Annotated in this window: 20 protein-coding genes; 9 read left to right on the top strand and 11 right to left on the bottom strand. The window is 57.7% G+C overall.

The features are described from left to right. Positions 1 to 9: 9 nt before the first annotated feature. The 8 genes from ABUK73_RS07725 to infC all read right to left on the bottom strand — a co-directional run bounded on the left by ABUK73_RS07725 (position 10) and on the right by infC (position 4,374). The gene (locus ABUK73_RS07725; protein WP_353576775.1) at positions 10 to 285 is read right to left on the bottom strand and encodes a DUF2442 domain-containing protein; all 276 of its coding nucleotides are present in this window, start codon (positions 283 to 285) and stop codon (positions 10 to 12) included. After that, on the bottom strand, positions 266 to 502 hold the full coding sequence (locus ABUK73_RS07720; protein ID WP_353576774.1) for a DUF4160 domain-containing protein: 237 nt from the start codon (positions 500 to 502) through the stop codon (positions 266 to 268). The genes ABUK73_RS07725 and ABUK73_RS07720 overlap by 20 nt, the downstream gene beginning before the upstream one ends. 4 nt (positions 503 to 506) lie before the next feature. Continuing rightward, the gene (locus ABUK73_RS07715) at positions 507 to 926 is read right to left on the bottom strand and encodes an ASCH domain-containing protein (protein WP_353576773.1); all 420 of its coding nucleotides are present in this window, start codon (positions 924 to 926) and stop codon (positions 507 to 509) included. Beyond that, entirely contained in the window at positions 923 to 2,005 is a 1,083-nt protein-coding gene (gene pheS, locus ABUK73_RS07710) for a phenylalanine--tRNA ligase subunit alpha (protein WP_353576772.1), read from the bottom strand. The genes ABUK73_RS07715 and pheS overlap by 4 nt, the downstream gene beginning before the upstream one ends. A gap of 21 nt (positions 2,006 to 2,026) precedes the next feature. After that, positions 2,027 to 2,875, bottom strand: coding sequence for a BUD32 family EKC/KEOPS complex subunit (locus tag ABUK73_RS07705; RefSeq protein WP_353576771.1), 849 nt, complete (start codon positions 2,873 to 2,875; stop codon positions 2,027 to 2,029). Between the two features lie 120 nt (positions 2,876 to 2,995). Then, positions 2,996 to 3,400 carry a 50S ribosomal protein L20 gene (rplT, locus tag ABUK73_RS07700; RefSeq protein WP_113086358.1) on the bottom strand — a complete coding sequence of 135 codons (405 nt, stop codon included), beginning with the start codon at positions 3,398 to 3,400 and terminating at the stop codon, positions 2,996 to 2,998. A gap of 40 nt (positions 3,401 to 3,440) precedes the next feature. Then, positions 3,441 to 3,644: a 50S ribosomal protein L35 gene (gene rpmI, locus ABUK73_RS07695; protein ID WP_027674722.1), complete on the bottom strand. Its 204-nt coding sequence runs from the start codon at positions 3,642 to 3,644 to the stop codon at positions 3,441 to 3,443. 193 nt (positions 3,645 to 3,837) lie between these two features. Further along, positions 3,838 to 4,374, bottom strand: a complete 537-nt coding sequence (infC, locus tag ABUK73_RS07690) for a translation initiation factor IF-3 (RefSeq protein ID WP_062587745.1) — start codon at positions 4,372 to 4,374, stop codon at positions 3,838 to 3,840. A 186-nt stretch (positions 4,375 to 4,560) separates the two neighbouring features. Between infC and ABUK73_RS07685 the strand changes: the two genes are divergently transcribed. From ABUK73_RS07685 to ABUK73_RS07675, 3 genes are all read left to right on the top strand, one after another. After that, positions 4,561 to 5,370, top strand: coding sequence for an alpha/beta hydrolase (locus ABUK73_RS07685; RefSeq protein WP_353576770.1), 810 nt, complete (start codon positions 4,561 to 4,563; stop codon positions 5,368 to 5,370). A 97-nt stretch (positions 5,371 to 5,467) separates the two neighbouring features. After that, a complete protein-coding gene (locus ABUK73_RS07680; protein ID WP_113086356.1) occupies positions 5,468 to 6,082 on the top strand; it encodes a transglutaminase-like cysteine peptidase in 615 nt (204 codons plus the stop codon). Between the two features lie 203 nt (positions 6,083 to 6,285). Next, positions 6,286 to 7,911, top strand: a complete 1,626-nt coding sequence (locus ABUK73_RS07675) for an ABC-F family ATP-binding cassette domain-containing protein (RefSeq protein ID WP_353576769.1) — start codon at positions 6,286 to 6,288, stop codon at positions 7,909 to 7,911. Here the strand turns inward: ABUK73_RS07675 and mbfA are convergent. After that, a complete protein-coding gene (gene mbfA / locus ABUK73_RS07670; RefSeq protein ID WP_113086354.1) occupies positions 7,851 to 8,834 on the bottom strand; it encodes an iron exporter MbfA in 984 nt (327 codons plus the stop codon). The two genes, ABUK73_RS07675 and mbfA, sit on opposite strands and share 61 nt — an antisense overlap. Positions 8,835 to 8,990: 156 nt before the next feature. On the opposite strand from mbfA, the gene ABUK73_RS07665 reads away from it, so the two are divergent. Both ABUK73_RS07665 and ABUK73_RS07660 read left to right on the top strand, forming a co-directional pair. Then, entirely contained in the window at positions 8,991 to 9,455 is a 465-nt protein-coding gene (locus tag ABUK73_RS07665) for a group III truncated hemoglobin (RefSeq protein ID WP_353576768.1), read from the top strand. Between the two features lie 149 nt (positions 9,456 to 9,604). Beyond that, positions 9,605 to 10,708, top strand: coding sequence for a TRAP transporter substrate-binding protein (locus ABUK73_RS07660; protein ID WP_113086352.1), 1,104 nt, complete (start codon positions 9,605 to 9,607; stop codon positions 10,706 to 10,708). Between the two features lie 35 nt (positions 10,709 to 10,743). Here the strand turns inward: ABUK73_RS07660 and ABUK73_RS07655 are convergent, their stop codons facing one another. After that, positions 10,744 to 11,805, bottom strand: coding sequence for a helix-turn-helix domain-containing protein (locus ABUK73_RS07655; protein WP_353576767.1), 1,062 nt, complete (start codon positions 11,803 to 11,805; stop codon positions 10,744 to 10,746). Between the two features lie 143 nt (positions 11,806 to 11,948). Between ABUK73_RS07655 and ABUK73_RS07650 the strand changes: the two genes are divergently transcribed. The 3 genes from ABUK73_RS07650 to ABUK73_RS07640 all read left to right on the top strand — a co-directional run bounded on the left by ABUK73_RS07650 (position 11,949) and on the right by ABUK73_RS07640 (position 17,028). After that, a complete protein-coding gene (locus tag ABUK73_RS07650; RefSeq protein ID WP_353576766.1) occupies positions 11,949 to 13,019 on the top strand; it encodes an alpha/beta hydrolase family protein in 1,071 nt (356 codons plus the stop codon). Between the two features lie 180 nt (positions 13,020 to 13,199). After that, positions 13,200 to 15,713 (top strand): methyl-accepting chemotaxis protein, encoded by a 2,514-nt coding sequence (locus ABUK73_RS07645; protein WP_353576765.1) that lies wholly within the window; start codon positions 13,200 to 13,202, stop codon positions 15,711 to 15,713. Between the two features lie 238 nt (positions 15,714 to 15,951). Continuing rightward, complete coding sequence (locus ABUK73_RS07640) at positions 15,952 to 17,028, top strand: glycoside hydrolase family 25 protein (protein WP_353576764.1); 1,077 nt, start codon at positions 15,952 to 15,954, stop codon at positions 17,026 to 17,028. A gap of 15 nt (positions 17,029 to 17,043) precedes the next feature. Here ABUK73_RS07640 and ABUK73_RS07635 read toward each other — a convergent pair whose 3' ends face one another. Beyond that, entirely contained in the window at positions 17,044 to 17,907 is an 864-nt protein-coding gene (locus tag ABUK73_RS07635; RefSeq protein ID WP_353576763.1) for a DMT family transporter, read from the bottom strand. Positions 17,908 to 18,066: 159 nt separating this feature from the next. On the opposite strand from ABUK73_RS07635, the gene ABUK73_RS07630 reads away from it, so the two are divergent. After that, complete coding sequence (locus ABUK73_RS07630) at positions 18,067 to 19,431, top strand: aminotransferase-like domain-containing protein (RefSeq protein ID WP_353576762.1); 1,365 nt, start codon at positions 18,067 to 18,069, stop codon at positions 19,429 to 19,431. Positions 19,432 to 19,513 lie beyond the last annotated feature (82 nt).

The following is a 19,513-nucleotide window of genomic DNA, read 5'->3' as shown; positions in this document are numbered from 1 at the left end:
GCTTCCAGCTTATGCGGCTTTCTGCGGCGCTTTGGCGCCGGGAGCTTTCCATCCGAGAAGCATAGACTTTACGGAAACGCCATCATCCATGTCTGGCCACCACACGCCCGAAAACTGCATCTCGACATTCGCGCGGTGTTCTGGTGTTGCATCGTTCAGAAATGGGTACCACCACAACGGGGCTCGGATTTGCCGACCATCTGCCAAAGCCACATAGACGAAGTGGTCGTCGCAATCGGCAGCGACGGGTGACATTTCCTCGGTTTCAAATTCCAAAGAACTCATTCCACTTCTCCATCCAATGGTCGCGGCTTTCGTTTATCTTTGCCAAAAATTCTGCGACTTCTCGGTTATTATATCCGTGATTATAGGCGATTTCCATGCTGATCAGCCACACCTTGGCCGACAGCTTGTCCTTGACGATATGAACATGAGGCGGCTCTGCTCCATCAGAGGAGTAGAACCGAAATTTGTACCCATGCCAGATCAGTAAGGTCGGCACTTTCCTAATCCATATCCTGCTTCAAAACGTCTATCAGGCGAAATCGCTCGCAAACCAATTCCATGTCTGGCGCAAATCCGCCATTACGAGCGAAATAGGCCTCATGCCCAACTCGCCATGCTTCCAGTGTCTGGTCATCCTCGCCTTCTTCAAAAGCGAATGCCGCGTCTACAGCATTGAACTGCCGGATGACGACTTCGACCGTCTCAATCACCGCTGCGGGGCGACCCGCACCATCCAGAACGACATCGCGACGCCCAACGACAGGCATAGGGTCGCCTTTTGGGCCAAAGTCCCGCAAAGCACCGCATGTTGCCGTCTTCTTGCCAGAAAGCACAAGCGCAAGCAGATCATCCGCCAGTTTTGGCGTGTCACCAAATGCGAAAGTCACGGCATTGCGGAATGCCTCTGGTAGCTCGCTCATACGCTCAAACCACCAAACAGCGTCGGCATATCAAGCGGGCGGAAGCCGTAGTGGGTCATCCAGCGGACGTCGGCGTTGAAGAAGTCGCGCAGGTCGGGCATGCCGTATTTCAGCATGGCGATGCGGTCGAGGCCCATGCCCCAGGCAAAGCCCTGATATTCGTCCGGGTCGAGACCACCGGCGCGCAGGACGTTGGGATGCACCATGCCGCAGCCGAGGATTTCCATCCAGTCCTTGCCTTCGCCGAACTTGACGATGGGGCCGGAGCGGTCGCACTGGATATCCACCTCGAAAGACGGTTCCGTGAAAGGGAAGAAGGAGGGCCGGAAGCGCATGGCGACGCTGTCGACTTCGAAGAAGGTCTTGCAGAATTCTTCCAGAACCCAGCGCAGATTGCCGACATTCGACTTTTTGTCGATGACGAGACCTTCGACCTGATGGAACATCGGCGAGTGCGTGGCGTCGCTATCCTGACGATAGGTCTTGCCCGGAATGACGATGCGGATCGGCGGCTTCTGGGTTTCCATGGTGCGGACCTGCACGGGCGATGTGTGCGTGCGCAACACCTTGCGCTCACCCTTCTCATCCGGCTGGAAAAAGAAGGTGTCGTGCATTTCGCGGGCCGGATGCCCCTCGGGAAAGTTCAGGGCTGTGAAGTTGTAATAGTCGGTTTCGATATCCGGACCTTCGGCAATGGAAAAACCCATATCGGCGAAGATGGCGGTGATCTCATCGACGATCTGGCTGATCGGATGGATGCGACCGCGTTCCGCAGGCGACTGGCGCACTGGCAGGCTGATATCCAGCGTTTCCGCCTTCAGGCGCGCGGTGATAGCGGCGTCCTTGAGTTCGGCCTTGCGGGCGGTGATGAGATCCGTCACCTCATTCTTGAGCTGGTTGATGGCGGCACCGCGCGTCTGGCGCTCCTCCGGCGTCATAGAACCCAGCGTTTTCAAAAGCTCGGAGACCGAACCCTTTTTGCCCAGCGCAGACACGCGCACGGCTTCGATAGACGCTTCATCCCCGGTGGCGGCGATGTCCGACATCAATTGCGATTTCAAAGTATCCAGTTCAGTCATATTTTCCTGCCTCGCCGGGCTTTAGCCTGCGGCTTCGGTTTCAACAGCGTTCTTCAGATAGTCGGTCGCCTCGATAAAGCGTTGCAGATCACTACCCATCTGCACGCGCCCAATCAACCGGGCGAGCGGCAAAAAACGGCCGAGAACACGCACCAGCCGGTGCAATTCTCCAATTGCCGCTTTTGGCGCCCGCGATGCCCAGGCGCGGTAGGCGGCGTCGAGCGTTTGCCGGCCATGCTGGGCAAGGTTGGTAAGTGGTAAAAAGAGAAGCCAGATGTCGCGCGCCTGCGCGGTCTCGATGGGCATGACGGCCTGTGGCTCTTCCTCGAAATCCATGAAACCGATGCGGCCATCGCGCAGAAAGAAATCACGCACATGCGGGCGACCGTGGCAGAGACCAGCTGCGTGCAAGTCGCCAATGGCTGCCGCGCAATCGACAAGCAGCGCATCGTGATCGACATCGCCCGCACGGATTTTGCTTTTGAGGATGCGCTGCACGGTTGGCCCCACATCGCCCAGCACGATGGCGGTTTCGGATGCGTAGATGATGTCAGGCACCGGAAAGCCCTTTTCGCCGAATTCGATCATTCTGCGCTTTTCGCGGGCCATCATGGCGGCGGGCGTCAGGATAGGAGATGGCTTGAGGAACTTGTAGGGTAGCGCCGAGCCCAGAAGCGATTGAAGCTTGACCCACCACGGCGCCTGCTCGGTGCCCTGCCGCTTGATCCAGACGGAGCCGACGGAAAGATTGAGTTGCTGGATGCGCCGATCGCTCGTCAGCAGAACCTGCATGAGAGCAGCGATATCCGCGTCCTCGAGATGGACGTGGAAACCTCTTGCTTTCTCATCTGGGGCCGCGGCTTCTAACATTCAAAACTCGTGGGCATATGCCCGTTTCGCAGTCGGGACGGACCGCGGTAAAAATGACAAAACCCGCACCGGTGGCCCGGCGCGGGTTTCAAAATGAACAACAGTTTGTCCGCGCCGTAATTACTTTACAGCGGTTTCAAATTCGTTGGTCGTGCCAGCGTCCTTGAGATACTCAAGAGCCTTCTTCGCAGCGTCGACGAGAGCGCCGAAAGCAGCAGGCTCATGGATAGCCATGTCGGACAGAACCTTACGGTCAACTTCGATGCCAGCCTTGTTCAGACCGTCGATGAAGCGGCCATAGGTCAGGCCGAATTCGCGAACAGCAGCGTTGATACGCTGAATCCACAGAGCGCGGAAGTTGCGCTTGTTGACCTTACGGTCGCGGTAAGCGTACTGCTTGGAACGGTCCACAGCAGCCTTGGCTGCGCGGATGGTGTTCTTGCGACGGCCGTAGAAGCCCTTGGCTGCCTTGAGTGTCTTGGTGTGCTTGGCGCGGGAAGTTACGCCACGTTTTACGCGTGCCATGTCATGATCTCCTTAAAATGTCCAAATGTGCGGAAAAGTCTTAGAGACCGTTCGGCAGGTAGTTCTTGACGACTTTTTTGCCGTCAGCTTCGGCCAGAACCATGGTTCCGCGCGCGTCGCGAATGAACTTGTTGGAACGCTTGATCATGCCGTGGCGCTTACCGGCAGCGGCTGCGAGAACCTTGCCAGTGCCAGTGATCTTGAACCGCTTTTTCGCGGCGGACTTCGTCTTCATCTTGGGCATTTTGCTACTCCATTATTTTGTATCGAAAACAGGCAGACGAAGCCTGCTTTCAAGCTATTCTAGAACGGCCACGGCATGCCCTGCCGGACCGTTCGGACGCGCTCCTATAACCGCAGTTATGAAAAAGAGCAACGGGGAATGATAAATTCCCCTGCGACGGGACGTAAACGCCTGCGATTCAGACGTTTCAGACTTATTTTGGCGCCAGAACCATCATCATCTGACGGCCTTCCAACTTCGGTTCGGCTTCAACCTTGGCAATCGCCAGGGTGTCTTCCTTGACCTGAAGAAGAAGCTTCATGCCGAGTTCCTGGTGGGCCATTTCGCGGCCACGGAACTTCAGCGTTACCTTTACCTTGTCGCCTTCGTCGAAGAAACGGTTCATCGCCTTCATCTTCACCTCATAATCATGGGTGTCGATGTTCGGACGCATCTTGATTTCTTTAACTTCAACGATCTTCTGCTTCTTGCGCGCTTCGGCCGCTTTTTTCTGGGTCGAATATTTCAGCTTGCCAAGATCAAGAATTTTGCAGACCGGCGGTTCCGCGTTCGGCGAAATCTCAACCAGATCAAGACCGGCATCTTCTGCCATCTTCAACGCCTGATCCGTCGGCATCACGCCAAGGTTCTGGCCTTCTTCATCAATGAGCTGAATCTTGGGAATTCGAATTTCCCTGTTGGAGCGCGGGCCCTCTTTGACGGGGGCATCGGCTTTGAACGGTCTGCGAATGGTCGTATTCTCCTGATCTGTTTCGGGATCGCGTCGGCAAAAACCAGCTTGTCGGTGCAAATGGCGGAAATGTCGTGAATGCCGCCGCGAAGTCAATAGCACGTCCGCGCAAAAAAATCACCTCCTGTCGTGCTTTTTAAGAATCTGCTCTACAAGGTGCGTAAAAAGCAGGAGATTTATGCCCCCATGAGCGAACAAGCGATTGAATACATTACCGTTGGCAACGCCGATGACGCCAGAGACATTGCGATCCTTGCGCGCGAAGCCCAGGCGGGTGAGGATTCAGCGACCCTGGTGTGGCTGGGCGGCTATCGTTCGGATATGACGGGCACCAAGGCGGTGGAGCTGGACCGGTTTGCATCTGAAAATGGTCTTGCCTGCATCCGCCTCGATTATTCCGGCCACGGCGCCTCGAAGGGCGACTTCAACAAGGGCACGATCTCGCGCTGGCTGGCAGAAACCATCGCCGTTTTGCGCCACAAGGCCCCTAAGCGCATCATTGCCATCGGCTCGTCCATGGGTGGCTGGATTGCGCTGCGGCTGATCGAGGAACTGCGCAAAGACACGGCTGGACCGCAGGTTGCCGGATTGCTGCTGATTGCGCCCGCGCCGGATTTCACCGCCGAACTGATAGAGCCCAATCTGTCGGATGCCGAAAAAGCATCGCTTGTAGAGCGCGGCTATTTCGAGGAGCCATCGGAATACAGCCCGGAGCCGAACATCTTCACCCGCAATCTGATCGAGGACGGGCGCAACAATCTCGTTCTCAAGGGCATCATCGAAACCGGATGCCCGGTGCATATCCTACAAGGCATGAAGGATGACGATGTGCCCTATCAGCATGCGCTCAAACTGCTCAACCACCTGCCCGCCGACGATGTAGTACTGAGCCTCATCCGTGATGGAGACCACCGATTGTCGCGTCCGCAGGATATCGAGCGGATGCTGGCGGCGGCCAAAAGCCTTGTTTTGGCGGCAAAAGCGCAACGATCTTAACCATATTATTCATCTTGCATTCATGGACCATGAGTTCCGATTGACTCCCGCCCCTAACCTTTTTAACTTTTCGTTAAGATTTTAAGGGACGGGTTTCATGATGAATGCACCGCGGGCGCTTGCTCTGCTTGTAGCAGTTGCGGCCGGAATACTTTCTGCGGCCTCGGCGCAGGCAGATAACAAGGGTAGCCCGTCCATGGTCACCGGCGGCATTACGTCCCAGCCAATCGGCCATTATGAGTTCTGCCAGAAGTACATGTCCGAATGCGATATCCGCAGCAAGCTGACCCCGCCACCACGCGTGACGGAATACGGCTGGAAGGTCATTCGCGACATCAACAAGGAAGTCAATTCCACCATCGTCGCCATGACGGATCTGGAAGTCTACGGCAAGGACGAGGTCTGGGAATATCCCAAAACCGCTGGCGATTGCGAAGACTTCGTGCTTCTGAAACGCCGCAAGCTGATGGAACGCGGCTTTGCCGTTTCCGACCTTCTCATCACCGTCGTGCGCAAGCCTGATGGAGAAGGCCATGCCGTGCTGACCGTGCGCACCAATGAAGGCGACTTCATTCTCGACAATCTGTCCGACGATGTGAAGCTGTGGACGGACACCAACTACACCTATCTCAAGCGTCAGGCGTCCTTCAACACGGGCCGCTGGGTTTCCATCGAAGATGGTCGCGACGTTCTGGTCGGTGCGCTGCGTTAATGACGTGATGCGGCAGGTTCCCGACTGCCGCAATTCGGGAACGGCGTGTCACCGCGCCTTCCAAAATCTCATTTTAGCTTGAACACATATTGAGCCGACCCTATTATAGGGTTCCAGCCAATTCTTGCAGGATGTGTTCGACATGGATTTCTCCCCCACAACAACAGCCGCCCTTTTTGTTGTTTTCGGGAAAGTCCCTGCTCATGCCTGCCTCCATAACCCTCTCCAATCTCAGCTGGTCCACGCCTGACGCGCGCACCCTCTTTTCAAACCTGACGCTCAGCTTCGACAGTGAGCGGACCGGTCTTGTAGGTCGCAACGGCGTTGGAAAATCCACATTGTTGAGACTGATCGCTGGCGACGTTCCCCCGCATGCCGGGAGCGTGTCCATCACGGGCAGCATCGGCACGATGCAGCAGATCGTGCAGGTGGATGCGCATGAAACCATTGCCGATCTCTTCGGCGTCTCCCAAGCGCTCGCCATTCTTCGGCGTGCCGAAAGCGGTGACGCAACGCTTGCGGAACTGGAGATCGCAGACTGGACGCTGGAAGACCGCATGCGGTCGGCTCTTGGTCTTCTCGGTCTTGATGCCAGTGCCGAAACATCTCTGTCATCCCTGTCCGGTGGGCAACGCACACGCGCAGGGCTTGCGGCGCTGGTATTCCAAAAGCCAGATTTCATGCTGCTGGATGAGCCGACCAACAATCTGGACCGCGAGGGCCGCAACGCCGTCATCGATTTTCTCTCGACATGGCGGGGCGGGGCGCTGGTCGTCAGCCATGATCGCGAATTGCTGGACACAATGGATGCCATCGTGGACATCACCTCGCTTGGGGCAAAACGTTATGGCGGCAACTGGAGCCATTATCGCAGCCTGAAAGCGCTGGAGCTAGCCGCGGTCGAGCGCGACATGTCCGAGGCTGAGAGACAGCTGAACGAGGTCGCCCGCCGAACGCAGGAGAGAGCAGAGGCCAAAGCGCGCAAAGACGGCAACGGGCGACGCAAGGCTGCCAAAGGCGACCAGCCCCGCATTCTCCTTGGAGCCATGAAAAACCGAAGCGAAGGCACCAGCGGTAGCCACTCAAGGCTGGCGGAAAGCCGAGAGACCGACGCTACGCAAGCACTCGAGACCGCGCGTCGCAAGATAGAAGTGCTTCAACCACTATCAGTCTCTCTTGCCTCAACCGGCCTGCCTGCAACGAAAATGGTGTTGCAGATGGACGGGATTACGGCGGGATATCTACCGGGCCAGCCCATCTTGCGTGATGTTTCCTTTTCCATCACCGGGCCGGAACGAATTGCCGTGACCGGCGCGAATGGCTCGGGCAAATCCACGCTGCTTTCGCTTATAACAGGCGCGTTAAAACCGTGGCGCGGTGAGATCAGGCTTTTCACGGACTGGGCCATGCTGGATCAGCAGGTCAGCATTCTGGATGCCACCACATCCATTCTCGACAATTTCCGCCGCTTGAACCCGCAGTCAGACGACAATGCATGCCGCGCGGCGCTGGCCCGCTTCATGTTTCGCGCCGATGCGGCCTTGCAGACGGTCGGAGCATTGAGCGGCGGACAGCTTTTGCGGGCGGGTCTGGCCTGTACCCTGGGAGGTGCCGCCCCACCGTCATTTCTCATTCTGGATGAGCCGACGAACCATCTGGATATCGACGCCATAGAAGCTGTCGAGGCGGGCTGGCGCGCCTATGACGGCGCGCTTCTGGTTGTCAGCCACGATCAGGCGTTTCTGGAGGCCATCGGCATCGAGCGTTATCAGCCATTGCCGATGAGAATGCCCGCCGCCAGCACCAGCGAGCCGCCCAGCACCACTTGAAACACCGCGCGCAGGAACGGCGTTTCCATATAGCGGTTCTGGATGAAAGCTATGGCCCAGAGTTCCATGAAGACGATGACGGCGGCGACGGCGGTTGCCGTCCAGAAATGCGAGATAAGATAGGGCAGCGTGTGACCCAGACCGCCGATGGCGGTCATGATGCCCGATGCAAGGCCGCGCTTCAAAGGCGAGCCGCGCCCTGACAGTTTGCCGTCATCATGGGCGGCTTCGGTAAAGCCCATGGAAATACCTGCGCCAACAGATGCGGAGAGGCCGATGAGGAAGGTCTGCCATGTATCCTGCGTGGCAAAGGCGGCAGCGAAGATGGGGGCCAGCGTCGAGACCGAGCCATCCATCAGACCAGCCAGACCGGGCTGAACATAGGTCAGCAGGAACTGACGCTTTGCGGTTTCCTCTTCCTCGGATTTCACATCTTCCGGCAGATGCTTGCCGCTCAACATGCCAGCAATGTCTTCATGCCCGCGTTCCGCCTCGGCGAGATCACCCAGCAGCTTGCGGGTGGAAGCATCCGTGACGTGCTTCATCGCCTCATCATAAAAGCGAATGGCCTGCGCCTCCATGCGCTCGGCCTCTTCGCGGATGGTTTCGAGGGGCAGGTTCTTTACCAGCCAGTCGGGCTTGCGCTCGTAAAAACCGCGCACATGTTCACGGCGGATGAGCGGAATGATTTCGCCGAAACGATCCCGATGCTGCTCGATCAGCATGTTGCGATGGGTCTGCTCGACTTCAGCCATGTCCTCGAACAGTTTCGCGGACTGCGGATATTGTGCCTTCAGATGCGCGGCATAGGACCGGTAGATGCGCGCATCATCCTCCTCTGACGAAATGGCGAGAGCGAGGATTTCCTGCTCACCCAGAGATGTGAAAGGGCGCTTTGACAGGGAGAACAGGCTGCGGAACATGGGATCATCCTACTTAGAATAATTCTAAATAATCCTCCGCGATGTTTTCCGCAAGCGAAATTAGAACGATTCTAATTCTTTTTTCAACGTCCAAAACGTCGCATTGTGAGTGGCGGATCGGGCGTCCATAATGCGCCCATGACGGAGAAGATATTGATGACCGAAAGCATCCAAGCACGGGCCGCGCACAATGCAGAGATACAAAGCCGCGCGGAGGCAGCAATGGCGAAGATCGGCGTCGATGCGGCCTTCATCGAAAGGCTGGTAGAGACCTTCTACGCCCGCATTCGCGAGCATGAGACGCTTGGCCCGGTGTTCGACAATCGCCTGAATGGTCGCTGGCCGGAGCATATGGATAAGATGAAAGGCTTCTGGTCTGCCATCGCCTTCAAGACCGGGGCCTATGGCGGCAAGCCAGTGCAGGCGCATCATGGCATGGATGGGCTGAACGAGGGGTTGTTTACGCAATGGCTGGCGCTTTTTGCGCAGACGCTGGAAGAGATTGCGCCCAGCCGGGAGGCGCGGGACTGGTTCATGGCCACGGCCGAGCGCATCGCCCGCAGCCTGACGCTTTCACTCTTCTATAATCCGGCATTCGATGATCCCGCAATGAAGCGATAAAGCAAGCGCTTGCGTCCATTAGAAAAACGGAAATGCTTGACGCAATATCACCAAGATTATCTTGAAGGCTGCAACCGGACATGGTTAGTAGTTCGCGGGAGGCGTACCAGGCGGTTCGCCTTAAATTCTATATTCAAGGCAAAATCGACATGGATCGCAGATCATTCATCCGCAATGCAGGTGCCGTCGGCGCCGGCGTTACAGCAACCGCGCTTGCCGCACCGGCCATCGCGCAGGAAAATCCCAAGATTACCTGGCGCATGACCTCTTCCTTCACCAAGGGCCTCGACATTCTGTTCGGCGCAGGACAGATCGTGGCCGACCACGTGAAGGAAGCATCCGGCGGTAACTTCACCATTCAGCATTTTGCCGGTGGCGAGATCGTACCTGCGCTTCAGGCTGCGGATGCCGTTACCTCAGGCACGGTCGAAATGGCCCACACCTGCTCCTACTATTATGTCGGTAAAGACCCGACCTTCGCACTCGGCACGTCTGTTCCCTTCGGCCTCAATGCCCGCCAGACCAACGCATGGTTTAATCAGGCGGGCGGCAACGAGCTGCTCAACGAGTTTCTGGCCAAGCACAACATCTATTCCATTCTGCTGGGCAACACCGGTGCGCAGATGGGCGGCTGGTTCCGTAAGGAAATCAATACCATCGATGACCTTAAGGGTCTGAAGATGCGCATCGCCGGCCTCACCGGTCAGGTCATGCAGAAGGTTGGCATCACTCCGCAGCAGATTGCAGGCGGTGACGTTTATGCCGCGCTGGAAAAGGGCACCATCGACGCAACCGAATTCGTCGGCCCCTATGACGACCAGAAGCTCGGCTTCTACAAGGTCGCGAAATACTACTATTATCCCGCATGGTGGGAAGGTGGCCCGGCCTGCCACGCCTTCGTCAATCTCGAGAAGTTCAACAGCCTGCCGGAAAACTACAAGCGCATGCTGAAAGACGCCTGCGCGGTGGGCAGCGCCTCCATGCTGGAGCGCTACGATGCCCACAATCCCAAGGCCTTGAAGGAACTGGTGGCGCAGGGCGCGATCCTGCGGCCTTTCAGCCAGGAAATTCTCGACGTCTGCCACAAGGCCGCACTTGAGACCTATGCGGAGATTTCCGCCGTCAACGAGAACTTCAAGAAGATCTACGAAAGCCAGCAGGCCTTCAAGAAGGATGCCTATCTCTGGGCGCAGATCGCGGAATACACATACGACACCTACATGATGATCCAGCAGCGTAACGGCAATCTGTAATCATCTGATTTTGATCCTACCGAATGGCCGCCCGACTATGCCGGGTGGCCATTTTTATTGGTGGCAGAGACGAGCTTCCAGACTTCCCGCTCCCGCCATGCCAGCGGGCTCATGCCGGTGATGCGGCGGAATTCGCGATTGAAGTTGGATTTGGTCTGAAAGCCGCTTTCCAGCATGATCGCGGTCACGGATTGATCCGTCTCCTCCAGCAGGCGACAGGCATCCCTTACCCTCAGCGCATTGATATATTGCGAGACATTGCCGCCCGTCGCACGGTTGATCGCGTGGGAAATCTGGCGGCTGGGCAGCGACAGCCTGCGGGCCAGGCGGGTCAGATTGAGGTTTTCGTCGCGATAGAATTTTTGCCGCGCCATCAGATCATCCAGCCGTGACATGATCTCTTGATCTTCGGCAGTCGGGCTCGCTGCCTCCGTCTCCGCCTCAATAGCGCTTGGCAGTGCCTCCGGTTTGCTGTCTCCGGCAACCCATGCGGTAAGGCCGATCAGGAGAAGGCCGAGCAGATTGCCATTGCTGACGATCACGCCTGCATTTTCGCCGCGCGCCCAGTGAAAATCGAGCAGGACGAGAACATCGAAAGCCGCCGACAGGCAAAGGGCGGCGGCGGCAATATAGAGCGCGCGGTGGACCGATGTGACACTAGCAAATTGCGCCTCCTCCAGCCCATCCGGACCCCGGCGCCCAAGCAGCACAATGGCAATCGCATAGCCGACGAAGAGCGTTATCAGCATGAAATCGATGGCGATGGGAAACACGACCAGTGTAATGGCGATGACCACCGGCGGCACGGCGATGCTGGTAATATTTGCGGCACTCCTGGTGTTCCAGTCCTTCATCAGGCTGCGAAAACTGGCATAGGCGAGCGGTGGCAAGAATGACGCCATGATCGGCAGAGCAAATTTCAGCGCGTCGATCTGATATCCCCACCGCAGACCGACCAGAGTGGATTGCACGGCGCTCAGCGCAATCAATGCCAGAAACGGTCGATTGGCTCTGCCTTCGCCATTGCCGCGAAGGATGGATACCAGCATCAGAAACAGCAGCAGTGCGACGACGATAGGCAGAGGAATGAAAATCACGGCAGGCGACCTGAAACAAAAAGAAGAATGCCTCCTACATGGACCAGATCGCGTTTGCGGACGACCTCAAACATGTTTCAGGGCGTGAAAAAACTGCGATAGGCCGACACCAGCCTCGTTGTTTCAAACCATGAGGCTTTTCCATGCGCTCCATCATCTCCGCAACCATTCTTCTGTCGGCATTCACCCTGCAATCCGCTCTGGCGGGTGAGAGTGTCGGCACCCGTGATATCACCATCCATTCCCCTGCCCGCGCCAAGGATTTGGCCGTGACCGTCTGGTATCCGTCTGATGGCAAAAGCGAAACGGTCAGGGTCGGCGAAAACAGGATTTTCGAGGGTGCCTCTGCTCTCAAGAATGCCGCCATTCAACCCGAACATTTGCCGCTTGTTATCCTGTCGCACGGCTCCGGCTCACGCGGTATCGGCATGGCGTGGGTTGCAACGGCGCTGGCGGAAGCTGGTTTCCTCGTCGTCGCACCCGACCACCCCGGCACGACAAGCGGCGATTCCACCCCGGAAGACACACCAAAAATCTGGGAGCGGACGGATGACATCTCCACCATCATCACCTCGCTGACAACCGATGCGGAATGGTCGAAATCCATCGATGCCAGTCGTATCGGCGTTCTCGGCTTTTCCTTGGGTGGTAGTACCGCGCTGGAACTGGCCGGTGCTCGTGCCAATCTCGACGCCTACGTTCAATATTGCGTTGATTATGCGCCCTCAATGGATTGCCGGTGGTTTGCGGGTGGGCGCGGCTACAAGAATGATGAGCAGATTACCGTGCCGAAGTTCGATCTGCGCAGTGTCGACAAGGCCCGGTTCGAACAGTCCAACCACGATGCCCGCATCCGCACGGCAGTTCTCGTCGATCCCGGTCTGGAGGTTGCCTTCACCAAGGACAGCCTGAAGGCCATCGACATTCCGCTGTCCTTCATCAATCTGGGCAGTGTCGGCAAGATTCCTGTTTCCGTGCTGTCGGACCAGCTTGCCAGGGATGTACCGCATGCGACCTATGCGCAGGTTGATGATGCCGATCACTTCAGCTTCCTGCCCGTGTGCAAACCTGACGCCGCCGAGTTTCTGAAATCGGTCGGGGAGATCGACCCGATCTGCGAACCGGCAGGTCCGCGCGACCGCAGGGATATTCATGCGGAATTGGTGAAGCTGATCGTGGATGCGTTTCAGACGACGCTTAAAGCCAGTAACTGATCTTTGAGATATCGATCGAAGCCGGTGGTTCTTTCCGCCGGCTTTGCCATGCGAAATCACACAATACGGAACTCACTGAATATTAACATTATTTTCAAACCTCGGTTGCAGAAGTGGTATGGCGCTGGTCTTTTCAGCCGCGAAGAAAGTCAAAATCAAAAACTGGCCTTGGGGAATATAATGCTTATCGACAACTTATTAGCGCGCTTCAAAATACAGACAAAAGTCATTGTTTTTATCGCGCCATTCGTTGCAAGTATTCTGGCAGTAGGGCTTTCCGGCCTCTATGCCTCAAACCTTTTGCAAAGTCGCATGGATGTTTCCAACACCATCCTTCAATCCTTGACGGGATTTAAGGAAGTCTATGGCGGCATGACATCTTTTCTGAACAACACCAATGATGAGACGCGCACGGCGCTGCACCGCCAGCTCGCCGAGCAGGCCAATTTCCTGCGTGCGAACGAAGATGGAAGCTCCACCGAAATAAAAGATGCAATCGAGCGGACAAAAACCATCGATAGCCAAGTCGACGAATTGTGGTCGAGCCACCAGAAGGAGCAGGCGCTTCGTGCTGGCATGGGTGCCGACCTCTCCACCGTGCTGAAAGAGCTGAACGGTCTTCTGGCCAACGCCACCAACATCAGAAATACGCTTCAGACCGACGAGACCAAGGCGAAGCTGCTTTTGCGCGAGGCCGACAAGCTGAACCGCGGCGCCAACCTCATTGCCACCGTTGTGACCGACTTCAACAAGGTCACCTCGCCGGAAGAAAAGACCGCCGTGGTGAAGGCCGCCATCGGTACGCTGGAACCGACCGTCAAGGAACTCGTCGCCATTGCCTCCGCCGACCAGAAGATGATCATCGATCAGCTTGCCGATGGCGTGACGCAAATCCGTGCACAGCTGGACATCGGTGTCGTCAACGATGCCACCGTTGGCACCATTGAGCGCGTGGTCAACCTCATGCGCCCGGCAACCATTCGTCTCCAGGGTTTTGCGACCGTCAAATCCCGCCAGGCGACGGAAGTCTTCGGCCAGCTTGACCAGCCCATCGAACAGGCCAGCACATTTCTGGCAACCGCGCGCCAGATCGGTGACGATGCCAAGAATCTCGAGCTTGAAATGGCAGGCTATGTCGCCGCCCCCACCAAGGCTGCGCAGGAAAAGTTCAGCGATGCAGCTTTCCGTCTGAATGTTTCGGCAGGTAGCATGTCGAGTGATGCGGCGATGTCCGATATCACGCGCAAGAGCGCCAAGATCATCGACGAAACCGCAACCAAAATGGATCGCGCCGCAGCCGATCTTCTGGCCCTGTCACAGCAGCGCAAGGTTGCCTTCAGCATGGCGGAAGAGCAAATCAGCCGTGTCTGGGTCAATCTGACGGATTTCGCCGAAAAGCAGCGCACCGCTGCCGATACCGAACGCAGCAAGGCCGACAGCATCTCGCTCTCCGCCATGGTCATCGGCGTGTTCGTCGCAATCTTTGCCGGTATTGGTCTGGTCATGACCTTCAAGGGTCCGATCCTCGGCATCGTGAATGCAATGAAGCGTCTGGCCAAGGGCGATATCGACATTCCGCTGGATGGCAAGAACCGTTACGACGAAATCGGCGACATGGCGCGTGCGCTTGAGGTCTTCAAGGAAAATGCCGAGGAGCGCACCCGCCTGGAAGTTGCCACCGAAGAGCAGCGCGCTTCCGCCGAAGCGCAGCGACAGTCCAATGATGCAGAGCGCAAGGAGCTGGATCGCCAGATCCAGTTTGCAGTCAGCGCCTTGGCTGGCGGTCTGGAGCGCCTGTCTGCCGGTGATATCTCCACGACCATCGACACGCCCTTCAACGACCGCCTGGAGCAATTGCGCGTAGACTTCAACCAGTCCATGCTGCGGCTGCGCGAGACGATTGGCGGCATTCGCGAGAATGTCGGTGCCATCAGAGGCAATGCCCAGCAGATGTCGGAATCCGCCGTCGATCTGGCCCGCCGTACCGAACGTCAGGCTGCATCGCTGGAAGAAACAGCAGCAGCGGTGGATGAGGTCAACTCCAACATGCGCAATGCTGTGGACCGCGCCCGCGAAGCCAACGGCATTGTCGACAAGACCCGTCGCAACACCGAGGAATCGCTGGTCATCGTCCGCAACGCGGTCTCGGCCATGCAGCGCATCGAGAATGCGTCCCAGACAATCGGCAATATCACCGAGGTCATCGACTCCATCTCGTTCCAGACAAACCTGCTGGCCTTGAACGCGGGCGTGGAAGCGGCGCGTGCGGGTGAAGCCGGCAAGGGTTTTGCCGTGGTTGCCCATGAGGTCCGCGAGCTTGCCCAGAGATCAGCCGCAGCCGCCAAGGAAATCCGTGAGCTGATTGCAATCTCCTCCACCGAAGTCGCAGCCGGATCGAGCCTCGTGGCCAAGACGGGTGAAGCACTTGCCCAGATCGGCACGCAGATTTCCCATGTCAGCGATCAGGTCCAGCAGATCACCCAGGCGACACAGGACCAGTCCGTTGCCATGCAGCAGATCAACAGCTCCGTCGGCGAGGTGGATCTGCTGACGCAGCAGAATGCGGCGATGGTGGAAGAAACAAGTGCGGCCAGCGAACAGCTGAACGAAGAAACCGATCAACTGTTGAGCCTGCTGGAGCAGTTCCGTCTGGAATCGCATGACAGACAGCGGAACCACCGTTTCGCTGCATAAACTCCATCGACTGATGATCTAACTGACGCGCGGGCATCTTGTCCGCGCGTTTTGCTTTCTGGCGTTCACATCTAGATAGCGAAATCTTGACCTTAAAAAATTCCTCCTGCTCTGGCTCATCCGCATCCGTAAAGATTGGATTCAGCCTTTTTTGATAATTTGTCGTTAGTCATATTTTTTCTCGGGTCTCAGGGTGGTGCGCGTTGTGCTTGCCCGCTTGTTTTGCGTACGGGTTCTCATGCATCGATTGACAGTGCCAGCCTTCGTCCTAGCCTGCCTATCCATTACCGGCTGTACGTCCAGCTCCGGGCCGGAAGGCCTGATGGCGGGCATACCTTCCAAGGAAACCACGAGTTCGGTGACGCCTTCGGCTCCCGTGCCGCAAGCCAGTGTCGGCGCCCCGCTTCGTGCCGAACCCGCGCAAAAAGTGCTGGCCTGGGGCGGTCCAATGCCATCAGGCTCACCCGCTTTTGCTGCCGTTGATCATCAGACGGCACCGCGCGTGGTGCCAGAGATCGAGAGACCGATGGCCCCGCAGGCGGGTGTCGCCATGCCCAATGAAAAGCCGGTGCAGATGGCCATGGCCGCAGCACCTGCCATCAATGCCGGGCCCGCGGTGCGCTCGCGCATTTTCAAGTCCAATTTCAGCGATGCCAAGCCAATCAATTTCGGCAAGGTCACGCCACGGCATTTCCCGGTTCACGGTGTCGATGTTTCCCGCTGGCAGGGCGATATCGACTGGGAACGGTTGAGATCACGCGGCGCGAACTTCGCCTTCATCAAGGCAACCGATGGCGGCGACCATCTGGACCCGATGTTCAAGACCAACTGGAACCGCGCCAAGGCGGCTGGTGTCAAACGAGGTGCCTACCACTTCTTCTACTGGTGCCGCCCGGCAAGCCATCAGGCGGAATGGTTCATTCGCAACGTGCCGCGTGACCCGGATGCCCTGCCACCCGTCATCGACGTGGAATATAACGGCGAATCCAGCTGCAAAATGCGCCTACCCCGCGCCAAGGTGCTGGAAAAGATGCAGGTCTTCATGGACATGCTGGAGCGTCACTACGGCCAGCGCCCGATCATCTACACCGCACCGGATTTCTACAAGGACCACCTGTCGGGCGAACTCCTGAACTATCCCTTCTGGCTGCGCGCCGTGGCCCAGCATCCATCCAAGGTCTATCCGGACCGCAAATGGCTGTTCTGGCAATATTCCGGCTCTGGCCTGTCGCATGGGGTGGAAGGCAAGATCGACCTCAACGTCTTCAGCGGCAGCGAAGAGTCCTGGCATCGCTGGACACGCAGCAACGGCTGATCACCGGGCGGGCGCCTATTTTGAAAACTTCTTGGCACCCGCCACGCAGGCCACGACACCCAGTGTGACGACCATCATCGCCACACTCACCGGCTCACCCAGCAGGGTCGCGGCCAGCGTGAGGCCGAAGAAGGGCTGGAGCAATTGCAACTGCCCGACAGCCGCGATGCCGCCAAGCGCCAGCCCGCGATACCAGAAGATGAAGCCAATCAGCATGCTGAACAGCGAGACGTAAAACAGGCCGCCCCAAGCAGTGCCTGTTATGTTGCTCCAGGTTGCAGGCATAGTAACAATAGCGAGCGGCAGCATGACGGGCAGCGACAGAACCAGTGCCCATGAAATGACCTGCCAGCCGCCCAGTCGCCGCGACAGGGCAGCCCCTTCCGCATAACCCAACCCGCAAACGGCAATGGCACCCAGCATCAAAAGATCACCGCTCAGCGATGCGGCTCCATCCTGCGTCAGTGCAAAACCGGCGACCAAGGCACTGCCGAGGCAAGAGAATGCCCAGAACGCCGCACGCGGCCTTTCCCCGCCACGCAGCACTGCGAAGATTGCGGTGGCAAGCGGCAGAAGACCGATGAAGACGATGGAGTGGGCCGAGGTGATATGTTTCAGCGCCAAGGCGGTGAGCAGCGGAAAGCCGACGACGACGCCCAGCGACACGATGGCCAGCGACAGAAGATCGCTACGCGCCGGTCGCTTCTGCTGAAACGCGACAAGCAGCGCGAGCGCAAGCAACCCTGCAATGCTGGCGCGGGCAAGCGTCAGAAACGCCGGATCGAAGCCCGTCACCGCCATGCGTGTCGCGGGCAAAGAGCCGCTGAAGATAACCACGCCTAAAAAGCCGCTCCACCAGCCGCTCGATGTTCTGTCCATGTCATCACTCCATTTCGGCTAAAGCTATGCGCCGTCACGGCTGGTAATGACAGAAACAGTGCGATACAGTTTACATAAACTGTTATGGTATATGGAGCAGTACGGATCAATGTGGTTGCTTTGAAAGTGGACAGTTCAGCGCCCCGCATAGAGGCTGTCATGACGGAAATCCGACGCCGTATTTCTGCGCGCACGTTGACGCCGGGCGCAAAGCTTCCATCCGTGCGTGGTTTTGCCAAGGCTATGCAGGTCTCCGCTTCGACCGTTGTGGAGGCCTATGAACGGCTGGTGGCGGAAGGCGCCATCCGGTCTCGTCCCGGCTCCGGCTTTTATGTTTCGAGCACTTTTGCACCGCTGTCTCTAGCCGATATTGGCCCAAAACTCGACCGGGCAGTCGATCCATTCTGGGTCTCGCGGCTGGCGCTGGATGGCCGCGACGATATGGCTAAACCCGGTTGCGGCTGGATGCCAGCCTCATGGATGCCGGAAGACATCCTGCGCCGCGCCATGCGCACGCTTTCTCGCGGGGATGTGCAGCATTTGACGGATTACAGTACCCCGCTCGGACTTTTGCCCCTGCGGCAGCTTCTCTCCCGCCGGCTGGCAGAACAGGGCGTTCAGGCGGGTTCGGAGCAGATCATGCTCGTCGATTCCGGCACGCAGGCCATCGATCTTCTCTGCCGCTTTCTGCTGGAGCCCGGCCAGACTGTGCTGGTGGATGACCCATGCTATTTCAACTTCCACGCCCTGCTGCGCGCCCACCGCGTCAAGGTCGTTGGCGTGCCCTATACGCCCCATGGACCTGATGTGGCGCTGTTCGAGCAGGCTTTGAGCGAGCATCAACCCCGGCTCTACATCACCAATTCTGCCATCCACAATCCGACCGGAGCCGTGCTGTCACCGGTCACCGCGCACCGGGTACTGATGCTGGCCGAACGGGCCGGGATGACCATTATCGAGGACGATATCTTCGCGGATTTCGAAGAACAGAAGGCACCACGTCTTGCCGCTTTCGATGGGCTCAACCGCGTCGTGCAGATTGGCAGCTTTTCCAAAACCCTCTCGGCTTCGGCCCGCTGCGGTTACATCGCAGCACCCAAAGACTGGATCGAGCCGCTGACGGACATGAAGATCGCCGCCAGCTTTTCCGGCAGCCAGTTGAGTGAAATGTTGGTGTTCACCGCTCTCAAGGACGTCCATTACCGCCGCCATATGGAGGCCGTGAAGGCGCGGCTTGCCAAAGCGAGACTGGATGTCGCCACGCGACTGAAAGGAATTGGCATCACGCCGTGGATGGAGCCGCGGGCTGGTGTCTTTCTGTGGTGCAAGCTGCCCGACGGGGTGAATGCCGCCGAACTCGCCCGCCTTGCCTTGGCAAAAAACACGGTGCTCGCGCCGGGCAATATCTTCGGTCAGGCAGAGACCGCATCCGCCTTCATGCGCTTCAATGTCTCACAATGCGATGGGCTTGGCATGATCGACATAGTGCAACAGGCGATGGCTTCCATGAGATCGCGCGCCTAGAGCGTTTCCTTGTTAAATGGAAACGTTCTGCCGGAGCAGATTTTCGTCAGGGCTAAGGCGATCGGCGAAGGGCATACCCAAA

Source organism: Agrobacterium vacciniicorymbosi (assembly GCF_040427045.1).
GTDB lineage: Bacteria > Pseudomonadota > Alphaproteobacteria > Rhizobiales > Rhizobiaceae > Agrobacterium.
Note: the sequence above shows the minus strand (reverse complement) of the source record. Positions and strands in the feature narration are given on the sequence as shown.

What these genes read in the sequence shown, in the direction of transcription:
- ABUK73_RS07640 (WP_353576764.1), top strand. Translation starts at nt 15,952, where the DNA reads ATGCATCGATTGACAGTGCCAGCCTTCGTCCTAGCCTGCCTATCCATT.
- ABUK73_RS07630 (WP_353576762.1), top strand. Translation starts at nt 18,067, where the DNA reads ATGACGGAAATCCGACGCCGTATTTCTGCGCGCACGTTGACGCCGGGC.
- ABUK73_RS07685 (WP_353576770.1), top strand. Translation starts at nt 4,561, where the DNA reads ATGAGCGAACAAGCGATTGAATACATTACCGTTGGCAACGCCGATGAC.
- ABUK73_RS07680 (WP_113086356.1), top strand. Translation starts at nt 5,468, where the DNA reads ATGATGAATGCACCGCGGGCGCTTGCTCTGCTTGTAGCAGTTGCGGCC.
- ABUK73_RS07675 (WP_353576769.1), top strand. Translation starts at nt 6,286, where the DNA reads ATGCCTGCCTCCATAACCCTCTCCAATCTCAGCTGGTCCACGCCTGAC.
- pheS (WP_353576772.1), bottom strand. Translation starts at nt 2,005, where the DNA reads ATGACTGAACTGGATACTTTGAAATCGCAATTGATGTCGGACATCGCC.
- ABUK73_RS07660 (WP_113086352.1), top strand. Translation starts at nt 9,605, where the DNA reads ATGGATCGCAGATCATTCATCCGCAATGCAGGTGCCGTCGGCGCCGGC.
- ABUK73_RS07645 (WP_353576765.1), top strand. Translation starts at nt 13,200, where the DNA reads ATGCTTATCGACAACTTATTAGCGCGCTTCAAAATACAGACAAAAGTC.
- ABUK73_RS07665 (WP_353576768.1), top strand. Translation starts at nt 8,991, where the DNA reads ATGACCGAAAGCATCCAAGCACGGGCCGCGCACAATGCAGAGATACAA.
- ABUK73_RS07715 (WP_353576773.1), bottom strand. Translation starts at nt 926, where the DNA reads ATGAGCGAGCTACCAGAGGCATTCCGCAATGCCGTGACTTTCGCATTT.
- ABUK73_RS07635 (WP_353576763.1), bottom strand. Translation starts at nt 17,907, where the DNA reads ATGGACAGAACATCGAGCGGCTGGTGGAGCGGCTTTTTAGGCGTGGTT.
- rpmI (WP_027674722.1), bottom strand. Translation starts at nt 3,644, where the DNA reads ATGCCCAAGATGAAGACGAAGTCCGCCGCGAAAAAGCGGTTCAAGATC.
- mbfA (WP_113086354.1), bottom strand. Translation starts at nt 8,834, where the DNA reads ATGTTCCGCAGCCTGTTCTCCCTGTCAAAGCGCCCTTTCACATCTCTG.
- ABUK73_RS07725 (WP_353576775.1), bottom strand. Translation starts at nt 285, where the DNA reads ATGAGTTCTTTGGAATTTGAAACCGAGGAAATGTCACCCGTCGCTGCC.
- rplT (WP_113086358.1), bottom strand. Translation starts at nt 3,400, where the DNA reads ATGGCACGCGTAAAACGTGGCGTAACTTCCCGCGCCAAGCACACCAAG.
- ABUK73_RS07650 (WP_353576766.1), top strand. Translation starts at nt 11,949, where the DNA reads ATGCGCTCCATCATCTCCGCAACCATTCTTCTGTCGGCATTCACCCTG.
- ABUK73_RS07705 (WP_353576771.1), bottom strand. Translation starts at nt 2,875, where the DNA reads ATGTTAGAAGCCGCGGCCCCAGATGAGAAAGCAAGAGGTTTCCACGTC.